This window comes from Actinosynnema sp. (genome assembly GCF_052038725.1).
This window is the reverse complement of record NZ_JBQGCX010001038.1, coordinates 1-11,606: the sequence shown is the minus strand read 5'-3', so window position 1 is coordinate 11,606 and position 11,606 is coordinate 1. Positions and strand designations below refer to the sequence as shown.

Genomic DNA, 11,606 nt, shown 5'->3' with positions numbered 1-11,606 from the left:
TGACGCTGCCCACCGAGCGCGGGCTGCTGCCGGGCAGCGGGTCGCTGGTCCGGGCGCTCCTGGCGGCCACGGAAGCCGAGCCGCTAGTCGCGGGCAAGCCCGCCGTGCCGCTGCTGGAGCAGGCGGCGAAGTCCGCGGGCGCGCAGCGACCGCTCGTGGTCGGCGACCGGCTCGACACCGACATCGCGGGCGCCTGCAACGCGGGCATGGACTCGCTCCTGGTGCTCACCGGGGTGTCCACCCGCGAGGAGGCCATGGCGCTGCCGGAGGAGCTGCGGCCCACCCACATCGCCGACGACCTGTCGGTGCTATCGGCTACCGTGAACGGGTGAGCTTCGACGTTCCCCTGCCCGGCCCACCGCGTGACCCGGTCGCCGGGATCGACGACGCGCTGGCCGGGCTCGACGGGCTTGCCCAGGTCGAGGTCGCGCTGCACGTCGCGCGGTTCGACGAGGCGCACGCCGCGCTGACCACGGCCCTCGCCAGCATCGACAAGGTGTGACGCGACGTGGCTCGCAGGGCTCGGCTCGACGCCGAACTGGTCCGCAGGGGCATGGCCCGCTCCCGTGAGCACGCCAGCCAGCTCGTCGCCGAGGGCAAGGTGACGGTGCGCGGCTCGGTGGCCACCAAACCGGCCACGGCCGTCGAGCTGGACACGGCGCTGGTGGTGCGCGACACCGACGACCCCAACTGGGCGTCGCGGGGCGCGCACAAGCTCGTCGGCGCCCTGGAGGCGTTCGACGGGGTCGACGTGGCCGGCAAGCGGTGCCTGGACGCGGGCGCGTCCACCGGCGGGTTCACCGACGTGCTGCTGCGCGCCGGGGCCCGGCAGGTGGTGGCGGCCGACGTCGGCCGGGGGCTGCTGGACTGGAAGTTGCAGACCGACGAGCGCGTGGTCGTGAAGGACCGGACGAACGTGCGCTCGCTCACGCCCGAAGTCATCGGCGGCCCCGTGGAACTCGTGGTGGCCGACCTGTCGTTCATCTCGTTGAGGCTGGTGCTGCCCGCGCTGGCCGCGTGCCTCGACGAGGAGGGCGACCTGCTGCCCATGGTGAAGCCGCAGTTCGAGGTCGGCAAGGAGCGCCTGGGGTCCGGCGGTGTCGTCCGCGACCCCGAGCTGCGCGCCGCCGCCGTCCTGGAGGTCGTGGAGGCCGCGGCGGGCCTGGGGCTGCGGCTGCACGGGGTCGTCGCGAGCCCGCTGCCGGGACCGTCCGGCAACGTGGAGTTCTTCGCGTGGCTGCGGCGCGGGCGACCGCTGGACGTGGTGGACGCCGCCGCGCTGGTGCGGGCGGCAGTCGCGGAGGGACCGCAATGAGCTGCCGGGAGATCCTGCTCGTCGTCCACACCGGGCGGCCGAGCAACGTGCTGGTGGCGCAGGACGTCGCCGCCCGCTTCGCCGAGGCCGGGCGCGGGCTGCGCGTGCTCGCCGACGAGTCGCCCGAGCTGGACCCGTCCTGCTCGTACGGGGCGGTGGTGGCCGCCGACGACGAGGCCGCCGAGGGCACCGAGCTGGTGTTCGTGCTGGGCGGTGACGGGACGCTGCTGCGCGCGGCCGAGCTGGCCCGCCCGGCCGGGGTGCCGGTGCTCGGGGTGAACCTGGGGCGCGTGGGCTTCCTGGCCGAGGCGGACTCGGACGCGCTGCACGAGGCGATCAAGCACGTCATCGACGGCGCCTACGACGTCGAGGAGCGGATGACGGTGGACATCACCGCCTACGACTCCTCCGGCGCGGTGCTCCAGAGCACGTGGGCGCTCAACGAGGCCAGCGTGGAGAAGTCCTCGCGCGAGCGCATCCTCGACGTGGTGGTGGAGGTCGACGGGCGGCCGGTGTCGGCGTTCGGCTGCGACGGTGTGCTCGTCGCCACTCCGACCGGGTCGACGGCGTACGCGTTCTCGGCCGGTGGGCCGGTGGTGTGGCCGGACGTGCAGGCGCTGCTGGTGGTGCCGAGCAACGCGCACGCGCTGTTCGCCCGGCCGCTGGTGGTGTCGCCGTCGTCGGCGGTCGCGCTGGAGGTCGACCACCAGGGCCACCCCGCGGTTCTGTCCGTGGACGGGCGTCGCGGGGTGGAGCTGCCGCCGGGGTCGCGGGTGGAGGTCGTCGGGGGGCGCACGCCGCTGCGGCTGGTGAAGTTGCGCAAGGAGCCGTTCACGGACCGGCTGGTGCGGAAGTTCTCCCTGCCCGTGCAGGGCTGGCGCGGTCCGTCGGCAGGTTGAGCGTCCGATCGTCGTCCCCGCCAAGTAGGGTTCCCGCTGTGCTGGCCGAGATGCGCATCCAGGGCCTCGGTGTGATCGACGAGGCCACCCTTGAGCTCGCCGCGGGTTTCACCGTTGTCACGGGCGAGACCGGGGCGGGCAAGACCATGGTCGTGACCGGGCTCCACCTGCTGGGCGGGGGCCGGGCTGAGGCGTCGCGCGTGCGCAACGGCGCCGAACGCGCGGTCGTCGAGGGCCGGTTCCAGGCTCCGGCGGGGAGTCCCGCGGCGAAGGTCGCGGAGGAGGTCGGCGGCGAACCCGACGACGACGGTTCCGTGATCGCGGTGCGGACCGTCGGCGCGGACGGCAGATCCCGCGCGCACCTGGGCGGTCGCTCGGTGCCGGTGGGCGTGCTGTCCGAGCTGGCCGAGCAGCTGCTGGCCGTGCACGGGCAGAACGACCAGCTGCGGCTGCTGCGCTCCGCCGAGCAGCGCTCGGTGCTGGACCGGTTCGCCGGTGACGAGGTGGCCGGGCCGCTGGGCGCCTACCAGCGGGTGCGGGACGAGTGGTTGCGGGTCGCGACCGAGCTGCGGGACCGCACGCGCAGCTCTCGGGAGCTGGCGCGCGAGGCGGAGCTGCTGCGGCACGGGCTGGCGGAGATCACCGCCGTCGACCCGAAGCCCGGCGAGGACGCCGAGCTGGTGGACGAGGCGCGCAGGCTCGCCGACGCCGACCAGCTGCGCGAGTCGGCGGCGGGCGCGCAGTACGCGGTGGCCGGGTCGCCCGACGGGGACCCGGACAACCCCGGCGCGCTCGGGCTGATCGGCGAGGCGCGGCGGCGGCTGGGCGCCTCCGAGGACCCGAAGCTGCGCGAGCTGGAGCCCCGGCTGGTGGAGGCGGAGACGCTGCTGGCCGACGTGGGCGCGGAGATCGCGTCCTACCTGGAGCACCTGGACGCGGACCCGGCGCGGCTGGAGCAGGTGCTGGCGCGGCAGTCCGAGCTGAAGATGCTGACCCGCAAGTACGCGGCCGACGTGGACGGCGTGATCGCGTGGGCGGAGAACGCGTCGTCGCGGCTGTCCGGGCTGGACACCTCCGACGAGGCGCTGGCGGCGCTGGCGGCGCGGCGGGACGAGCTGGCCGTCGAGCTGGCCGGGTACGCCGAGCAGATCACGGCGGCGCGCGCCGAGGCGGCGCTGGAGCTGGGCCGCGAGGTGTCCGAGGAGCTGACCGGGCTGGCGATGCCGCACGCGAACGTGGAGGTCGCGGTGCGGCCCCGGCTCGCGGACCAGGGTGAGGCGAACGCGCTGGAGGTCGGCGGGCAGCTGCTGCACGCCGGGGCGTCCGGCGTGGACGAGGTGGAGCTGCGGCTGATCTCGCACCCCGGCGCGCCCGCGCTGCCGGTGCACAAGGGCGCGTCCGGCGGTGAGCTGTCGCGGGTGATGCTGGCGCTGGAGGTCGTGCTGTCGCACTCGGACCCGGTGCCCACGCTGGTGTTCGACGAGGTCGACGCCGGGGTCGGCGGTCGGGCCGCGGTGGAGGTGGGGCGGCGGCTGGCCAGGTTGGCGCGCAGCCACCAGGTCATCGTGGTCACGCACCTGCCGCAGGTCGCGGCGTTCGCGGACCGGCACCTGGTGGTGGACAAGACCGCCGACGGGATCCTGACCCGGAGCGGGGTGCGGGTGCTGGACGAGGGGCAGCGGGTCGTGGAGCTGGCCCGGATGCTGGCGGGCATGGACTCGACGGACACCGGGCGCGCGCACGCCGAGGAGCTGCTGGCGGCGGCGAAGGCCGACAAGGAGACCGCGGTGGTGCGGCGGGGGCGCAAGAAGGGCTGAGCGGGGGATCGGGGTTGACCCGTTCGCGGGCTCGCCGGGTGTGATCTTCGGCGGGCCCGCAGGCGGTGCTCCCGAAGCGGTCTCCCGGCAGGGGGCCCGGTCGCAGGATGTGGCCGTGGAATCACGTGGTGCGCTGGGCCGGTTCGCCGCCCCGGCGGTGGCGGTGGTGGCCGGGGTGCTCGCCGGGGTGTCGCTCTTCCCGATGTGGCACCGGGAGTACCGGATGAACCCGTTCGGTGGCGGGATCCGCGTGGAGAGCGTGGTGGGGGCGTTCGCGCGCCGCAGCACGCTCGTGGGCGCCGAGGTGTCGGAGCCGCACGCCCCGCTCGGGTGGCCCGTGGCTCTCGGCGCGGCGCTGCTCGTCGTCGGGGCCGTGCTGCTGGCGCTCGCCCGGTCGCGGGCGGTGGGGCGGTTCCTCGGGGGACTGGGTGCCGGGGTCCTGCTGGGGGTGCTGGGCGTGGTGGGACTCGCCGCGCTGGCCAGGACGAGGGTGCTCGCGGACGCCGAGGAGCGGGCCGGGGCGCTGCTCGGCGAGAAGGCCGCGGCGGGCGCCGGGGTCGAGCTGGGGCTCGGGTTCTGGTTGCTGTGCGCGGCGGCTCTCGCGGCGGTGGCGGCCGTCGTGCTCGCCCGGCCCCTGGGTGGTGCGGGCGCGCGCGGGCGGGACGGCCTCGTCGGAGGGTGGGTGCTGCTGGGCGCCGCCCTGCTCGTCCTCGGTGGGCTGACCCCGGTGCTGTACCGGCACGCGCTGGTGGGCGGTTCGGGGGCGGTGCTGGAGGAGTACCTGGTGCGCGGGGTGGCCACCGAGTACCGGGGCGGCGGGTTCGCGCCGGGCCTGTCGGGGGTGGCGGTGGCCGAGCAGGTCCGGCTCGACTACGCCGGGTACCCGGTGCTGATCGTCGCGGGTCTGCTGCTGACGGCCTGGTTGCTGCTGCTGGGCGGGCGGCGGTCCGGGCGGGTGGTGGCGCTCGTGGGCGCGGGCGCGCTGCTCGCGTCGGTGTGGTCGGTGGCGCTCCAGTTGCCCGCCCTGTTCGGGCGGGTGCTGACCGGGGTCGAGGAGCCCGCTGAGCCGGTGTCCGGGTTCGGGCCGGGGCTGTGGCTGCTCGGTGCGGCGGTCGTGGTCGCGTTCGGCGGGGCTGTCGTGGCGCACCGGTGGGGCGGGCGCCCCGTTCCGGTGGTGGAGGAGGAGGCCGTGGCGCCGTGAGCCGGGGCCCGGTGGCGGGTGGGCGGTGGGCTGGTCACCGCGCTGCACCGGGAGCGGCCCGACCTGAGCAGGCTTGCGGGCGAGGACGAGGTGGTGACCTCGGTGGGGGCGTTCGCCACCACCACGCACCCGCTGCCGCCGGTCGACCCGGTGCAGAGCGGGTGGGACATCACCCGGTGCGCGCCAGGCCCCCAGCTCGCGCTCTTCGCTGCCGGGTTCTGGGTGCTGTGCGCGGCGGCCGTGGTGGCGGTGCTGGGGGCGGTGCTGTCGCAGCGGCGGCCGGTGGCCCCGCCCCCGCCCGCCGGGGGCGACCGCGCCCAGGACAATGGGGGTGTGGTGGGGCACGTCATCAGCGGGTTCGACGAGGACGACCCGGTGTTCCCCGAGCGGCCCGCCTCCGGCGCGGCGGGGTGAAGGGCGACCCCACGGGCGGGTGAGGCGGCCACTCCTCTGACGGGTGACCGTCAGACCTGGGGGTGAATCGGGCGGTGACCTGGTCGGACGGGCCCGGCGTGTCGGGACGGCGGCCCGGTCGGCTTTGCCACCATCGGCCGCATGAAGCTGTCCGGGATGCTCAGCCGAGCGCAGCACGAACCCCAGGGGACCTCCGGCGTCGCGCGGGTCGACCGCAGGGCCGCCGAGCTGCTGCGGCGGCTCGGACCCGGCGACATCGCGGTGCTCGACCAGGTCGACATCGACCGCCGCCTCGCCGAGGCGCTGCTGGCGGCCGAGGTCGTCGGCGTGGTCAACGCCTCCCCGTCGATCTCCGGCCGCTACCCGAACCTCGGGCCCGAGCTGCTGGTGGCGTCCGGGATCGCGCTGGTGGACGACGTGGGCGCCGCCGCGCTGCGGGAGATCAAGGACGGGATGCGGCTGCGGCTGCACGGCGGCGTGGTCTACCTGGGCGACCGGGAGGTCGCGCGCGGCGTCGAGCAGACCGAGGCGGCCGTGGCCGACGCGCTCGTCGAGGCGCGCGAGGGCATGTCCGCGCAGCTGGAGGCGTTCTCGGCGAACACGATCGAGTTCCTGCGCCGGGAGCGCGAGCTGATCCTGGACGGGGTGGGCGTCCCGGACGTGCCGGTGCCGATGCGGGACCGGCAGGTGCTGGTGGTCGCGGGCGGGCCCCGGCACGCCGAGGAGCTGCGGCGGTTGCGCAAGTACGTGCGGGAGCACCGGCCGGTGCTGGTCGGGGTCGACCAGGGCGCGGACACGCTGTGCGACGCGGGCTACGAGCCGGACCTGATCGTCGGCGACCCGGCCGCGATCGGGGCGGTGGCGCTGCGGGCCTGCGAGCAGGTCGTGGTGCCCGCGCAGGCCGACGGGCACGCGCCGGGGCTGGACCGGGTGCAGGACCTGGGCGTGGGTGCGGTGACGTTCCCGGCGGCGGGCAACGCGGAGGACCTGGCGCTGCTGCTCGCCGAGGCGCACGGGGCGAGCCTGGTGGTGACGGTGGGGCTGCGCGCCGGGCTGCGCGAGTTCCTCGACCGGGGGCACTCCGGGTCCAACCCGTCGACCTTCCTGACCAGGCTCAAGCTCGGCGGGAAGCTGGTGGAGGGCGAGGCGGTCGCCGCGCTGCACCGCAGCCGGGTGTCCACCGGGGCGGTGGCGCTGCTGGTCGGGTCGGCGGTGCTGGTGCTGCTGGTGGCGCTGGCCGCCTCCGGGGTCGGGCAGGTGCACCTGGACGCGGTGGGCGACGGGATCGCCGCGCTGGCGCGGTGGGTCGGGGGGTTGTTCGGGTGATCACCATGCGCTACCACGTGGTGTCGCTGGCCGCGGCGTTCCTGGCGCTGGCGGTGGGGGTGGTGCTCGGGTCGACGGCGCTGAGCGGGCCGCTGCTGTCCGGGCTCGCCGACGACAACGGGCAGCTCGGGCAGCGGGTCACCCGGCTGGAGCAGGAGCGCAACGGGCTCGACGCGAAGCTGGCCGAGGCCGACCGGTTCGCCAGCTCGATCGGCCCCATGGCGGTCCGGGGGCAGCTGACCGACCGGACCGTGCTGGTGGTGTCCACCTCGGACGCGCACAGCGGCGACCGGGAGGCGCTGGTGGAGCTGCTGGGGTCGGCGGGCGCGCTGGTCACGGCGCAGGTCGAGCTGACCGACGCGTTCACCGACCCGCGGCAGGCCGACCGGCTGCGGGACCTGGTCGCGCGCTCGCAGCCCGCCGGGGCCGAGCTGCCCGCCGGGGCCGATCCGGGCACCCGCGCGGGCGCGCTGATCGGGACTCTGCTGCTGCTCGACGGGCAGAACCAGGCGCAGGCCACGGACGACGAGCGGGCCTCCGCGCTGACCGCGCTGGGGAGCGCCGGGTTCGTGAAGGTGGCGGAGAACGCGCGGCCCGCGCAGCTGGCCGTGGTGCTCGGCGGTGGGGTCGTCGACGACGGGGAGGACTCGGGCGACCGGGCCGCGACCGTGGCCCGGTTCGCCACCCAGCTGGACCGGTCAGGGGCGGGCGTGGTGCTGGCCGGGCGCGGCGGGAGCGCCGAGGGGCGCGGGCCCATCGGGGTGGTCCGGGCCGACCAGGCCGCCGCCTCGGTGCTGTCGACCGTGGACAACGCGGACAGCGCGGCCGGGCGGGTGGTGACCGTGCTGGCGCTGCGGGAGCAGGTCGACGGCGGTTCCGGGCGGTACGGGGTCGCGGGGAACGCGCAGGCGCCCTCGCCGGGCACGACCTAGGGCCGAGGGCCCGGCGTCGCGTGCGAGCGCGGCCCCGGCCTTGCCGGGCCGAACGGGGCAGTGCGGTCGTCACGGTGCGCGACGTGGCGCGTGCCCGGCGCGCCCGCGGGGCGGCGGGCGGGCGTCCGCGCGGACTTCTAGGCCGTCCAGGTGACGCGCGCTCGGGCCGGTGGTGCGCTGGGTGACCGGCGGCGTGTTAGCGTTAGGGCCCGTGGACAGGGCGTCGTCCCTGCTGGAAATTCGGACCACGGGAGCCTCGTTGGCGCTTCAGGCACGCACTACCAAGCACGTCTTCGTCACCGGGGGTGTGGCCTCCTCGCTCGGCAAGGGGTTGACCGCGTCGAGCCTGGGGCAGTTGCTCACCTCCCGCGGGCTCCGGGTCACCATGCAGAAGCTCGACCCCTACCTCAACGTCGACCCCGGCACGATGAACCCGTTCCAGCACGGCGAGGTCTTCGTCACCGAGGACGGCGCCGAGACCGACCTGGACATCGGCCACTACGAGCGGTTCCTCGCGCGGGACCTGTCCGGGGACGCCAACGTCACCACCGGCCAGGTGTACTCCGAGGTCATCGCCAAGGAGCGGCGCGGCGAGTACCTGGGCGACACGGTCCAGGTCATCCCGCACATCACGGACGAGATCAAGCGGCGCATCCGCGCCATGGCGGAGCCGGACGCCGACGGCGTCGTGCCCGACGTGGTGATCACCGAGGTCGGCGGCACGGTCGGCGACATCGAGTCCCTGCCGTTCCTGGAGGCCTGCCGCCAGGTGCGCCACGACGTGGGCCGCGACGACGTGTTCTTCCTGCACGTGTCGCTGGTGCCCTACCTGGCGCCGTCCGGCGAGCTCAAGACCAAGCCCACCCAGCACTCGGTGGCCGCGCTGCGCAACATCGGCATCCAGCCGGACGCGATCGTGTGCCGGGCGGACCGGGAGATCCCGGACTCGCTCAAGCGCAAGATCGGCCTGATGTGCGACGTGGACACCGACGCCGTCGTGGCCGCCGTGGACTCGCCGTCCATCTACGACATCCCCAAGGTGCTGCACGCCGAGGGCCTGGACGCCTACGTGGTGCGCCGCCTCGGGCTGCCGTTCCGCGACGTCGACTGGACGGTGTGGGGCGACCTGCTCGACCGGGTGCACAACCCCACCGAGGAGGTGCGGATCGGGCTGGTCGGCAAGTACGTCGACCTGCCGGACGCCTACCTGTCGGTGACGCAGGCGCTGCGCGCGGGCGGGTTCGCGCACCGCACCAAGGTCGACATCGTGTGGGTGCCGTCCGACGAGTGCCAGACCCCCTCCGGCGCGGCCTCCGCGCTGGCCGGGCTGGACGCGGTGCTCGTCCCCGGCGGGTTCGGGGTGCGCGGCATCGAGGGCAAGGTCGGGGCCATCACGCACGCCCGCACCAGGAACATCCCGCTGCTCGGGCTGTGCCTGGGCCTGCAGTGCCTGGTGATCGAGGCCGCGCGGAACCTCGCCGGGATCGCCGACGCGAACTCCACCGAGTTCGAGGAGGGCGGCTCGCCGGTCATCTCCACGATGGCCGACCAGGAGGACGTGGTGTCCGGGCAGCGCGACATGGGCGGCACGATGCGCCTGGGCGCGTACCCGGCCTCGCTGACGCCCGGTTCGCAGGTGGCGCGCGCGTACGGCACGACCGAGGTGTCCGAGCGGCACCGGCACCGCTACGAGGTCAACAACGCCTACCGGGAGCAGCTGGCCGAGGCGGGCCTGGTGTTCTCCGGGACCTCGCCGGACGGCAGGCTCGTGGAGTTCGTCGAGCTGCCCGCCGAGGTGCACCCGTTCTTCGTGGCCACCCAGGCGCACCCGGAGCTCAAGAGCCGCCCGACGAAGCCGCACCCGCTGTTCGCGGCGTTCGTGAAGGCGGCGCTGGACCACCGGCTCGCCGACCGGCTGCCCCTGCCGGAGACGGCGGGCGCGGCGCAGTGAGCGGCGGCCCGGCGGGTGGCGGCGCGGTGGATGATGGTGCGGTGAGCGAATCGGTGAGCGGCAGGCACGTGTTCGACGTCGTCGGCACGCGGGACGTCCACGTGGGACCGGTCGTGGCGCTGCGCGTGGACGAGGTCGCCATGCCCGGCGGCGGGACGGCCAAGCGCGAGGTCGTGGAGCACCTGGGCGCGGTGGCCGTGGCCGCCGTGGACGAGGACGGCGCGGTCACCCTGATCCACCAGTACCGGCACCCGCTGGGCAAGCGCATCTGGGAGCTGCCCGCCGGGCTGCTCGTCGCCGGTTCCGAGACGCCGCTGGCCGCGGCGGAGCGGGAGCTGGTGGAGGAGGTCGGGCTCGCGGCGGGCGACTGGGTGACCCTGGTCGACGTCGCGGCCTCGCCGGGGTTCACCGACGAGGTCGTGCGGGTGTTCCTGGCGCGCGGGCTGACCGAGGTGGACCGGCAGGTGCTGGGCGAGGAGGAGGCCGACCTGCAGGCGCGGAAGTTCCCGCTGGACGAGGCCGTGGCGATGGCGCTGCGCGGCGAGATCGTGAACGGCGCGGCGGTGGCCGGGCTGCTCGCGGCGCAGGCCGTGCTCGCCGGGCGGGCCGAGCCCCGGAGCGCGGACGCGCCGTTCGAGGACCGGCCCAGCCGGTTCGCGGCGCGGAGCGGGCAGCAGGGGTGAGCGGGGCCGCCTGAACGGGCGGGGACCGGCTGACCTAGGCCGGGAGCGCGGAGGTGGTGCGGGCTCGGCCCTCGCCAGGGACCCCGGCTCCCGGCCTTCGCCTTGCGGGGCGGGAGTTGCGGGCGGGGGACGGCGGGCGGGGCGAGCCGCTCCTCGAGCTCGGCGACGCGCGCGGGCGGGGGTGGCGCGCGGGGCGCTTACCGGGTGCGGGGCCGGGGGGCGCGTCGGGCGTGCTGGCGCTCACGCGGTGGTCGGGGCCGGGGGTCGTCGGGCGTGCCGGTGCTCACGTGGTGGCTGGAGCGGGGGTGTCGGGCGTGCTGGCGCTCACGCTGTGGCCGGGGCGGTGGGTCTCGGGCGTGCTGGCGCTCACGCGGTGGTCGGCGCGGGGGGCTCGTCGGGCGTGTTGGCGTTCACGCGGTGTCCGGGGTCGGGGTGGGTGTCGGACCCGCGGTGCACAATGGTGCGGTGGGGGTTGGTCTGCGGGGTCGCCTCGGCGCGGCGTGGAAGCCGCTCGTGGTCGCGGGTGGGATCGGCGCGGCCGGGGGCGTGCTGCTCCTCGTCGACCCCAACGAGCCGGGGTCGTGGTTGCCGCCGTGCCCGCTGCGTGCCCTGACCGGGATCTGGTGCCCGGCCTGCGGGGCCACGCGGATGGCGCACGCGCTGCTGCACGGGGACCTCGCGGCGGCCTGGCACTTCAACGCCGTCGTGCTCGTCGCGGGCATCCCGCTCGCGCTGTGGCTGTGGGGGCGGTGGTTGCGCGCGCGGCTGCGCGGGACGCCCACGCCCCAGGTGCCGCCGGTGGTGGGGAACCTCGTGATCGTGGTGTGCGTGGTGTGGATGCTGGCCCGGAACCTGCTGTCGATCGGGGCCGTCTAGCCCGGAGATCGGCCGTCCCGGCGGTCGGCTGTTCCGGCGGTCGGCTGTTCCGCGGCCGTGTCCGGGCCTGGGCGGACCCGGACGTGCGCCCGCGCGCGGCGGAGCGGTCCGCCGCGCCGCGTCGCGAGGTCAGTCGCGCAGCTTGCGGCCGTTGCCGTCGGTGCCGCCGCCGATGAGCAGGATGATGCCGTC

General features: G+C 75.8%; 12 protein-coding genes. All 12 read left to right on the top strand.

Annotated features, from left to right (window positions below; all coding sequences use genetic code 11):
* Positions 1 to 332: HAD hydrolase-like protein (locus tag ACTUAL_RS21940; RefSeq protein ID WP_440901563.1), on the top strand; the 332-nt coding region annotated here is incomplete at its 5' end.
* Positions 329 to 502, top strand: coding sequence for a hypothetical protein (locus ACTUAL_RS21935; RefSeq protein ID WP_015804146.1), 174 nt, complete (start codon positions 329 to 331; stop codon positions 500 to 502). The genes ACTUAL_RS21940 and ACTUAL_RS21935, both read left to right, overlap by 4 nt.
* A 6-nt stretch (positions 503 to 508) precedes the next feature.
* Positions 509 to 1,315 carry a TlyA family RNA methyltransferase gene (locus ACTUAL_RS21930; RefSeq protein WP_096496278.1) on the top strand — a complete coding sequence of 269 codons (807 nt, stop codon included), beginning with the start codon at positions 509 to 511 and terminating at the stop codon, positions 1,313 to 1,315.
* Positions 1,312 to 2,214 carry an NAD kinase gene (locus ACTUAL_RS21925; RefSeq protein ID WP_440901562.1) on the top strand — a complete coding sequence of 301 codons (903 nt, stop codon included), beginning with the start codon at positions 1,312 to 1,314 and terminating at the stop codon, positions 2,212 to 2,214. The genes ACTUAL_RS21930 and ACTUAL_RS21925 overlap by 4 nt, the downstream gene beginning before the upstream one ends.
* 38 nt (positions 2,215 to 2,252) lie before the next feature.
* The gene (recN, locus tag ACTUAL_RS21920) at positions 2,253 to 4,031 is read left to right on the top strand and encodes a DNA repair protein RecN (protein WP_096496276.1); all 1,779 of its coding nucleotides are present in this window, start codon (positions 2,253 to 2,255) and stop codon (positions 4,029 to 4,031) included.
* Positions 4,032 to 4,146: 115 nt separating this feature from the next.
* A complete protein-coding gene (locus ACTUAL_RS21915) occupies positions 4,147 to 5,232 on the top strand; it encodes a hypothetical protein (protein WP_440901561.1) in 1,086 nt (361 codons plus the stop codon).
* Between the two features lie 18 nt (positions 5,233 to 5,250).
* Positions 5,251 to 5,646: a hypothetical protein gene (locus ACTUAL_RS21910; RefSeq protein WP_440901560.1), complete on the top strand. Its 396-nt coding sequence runs from the start codon at positions 5,251 to 5,253 to the stop codon at positions 5,644 to 5,646.
* A gap of 141 nt (positions 5,647 to 5,787) precedes the next feature.
* Positions 5,788 to 6,972, top strand: coding sequence for a putative cytokinetic ring protein SteA (steA, locus tag ACTUAL_RS21905; RefSeq protein ID WP_440901559.1), 1,185 nt, complete (start codon positions 5,788 to 5,790; stop codon positions 6,970 to 6,972).
* Entirely contained in the window at positions 6,969 to 7,904 is a 936-nt protein-coding gene (locus tag ACTUAL_RS21900; protein ID WP_157767873.1) for a copper transporter, read from the top strand. Before steA ends, ACTUAL_RS21900 begins: the two co-directional genes overlap by 4 nt.
* Positions 7,905 to 8,163: 259 nt before the next feature.
* Complete coding sequence (locus ACTUAL_RS21895; protein ID WP_096496272.1) at positions 8,164 to 9,855, top strand: CTP synthase; 1,692 nt, start codon at positions 8,164 to 8,166, stop codon at positions 9,853 to 9,855.
* 41 nt (positions 9,856 to 9,896) lie between these two features.
* Positions 9,897 to 10,538 (top strand): NUDIX domain-containing protein, encoded by a 642-nt coding sequence (locus ACTUAL_RS21890; RefSeq protein WP_440901558.1) that lies wholly within the window; start codon positions 9,897 to 9,899, stop codon positions 10,536 to 10,538.
* A gap of 465 nt (positions 10,539 to 11,003) precedes the next feature.
* The gene (locus tag ACTUAL_RS21885) at positions 11,004 to 11,414 is read left to right on the top strand and encodes a DUF2752 domain-containing protein (RefSeq protein WP_440901557.1); all 411 of its coding nucleotides are present in this window, start codon (positions 11,004 to 11,006) and stop codon (positions 11,412 to 11,414) included.
* Positions 11,415 to 11,606 lie beyond the last annotated feature (192 nt).

Coding starts and splice junctions, on each gene's coding strand:
- steA (WP_440901559.1), top strand. CDS start 5,788: ATGAAGCTGTCCGGGATGCTCAGCCGAGCGCAGCACGAACCCCAGGGG.
- ACTUAL_RS21925 (WP_440901562.1), top strand. CDS start 1,312: ATGAGCTGCCGGGAGATCCTGCTCGTCGTCCACACCGGGCGGCCGAGC.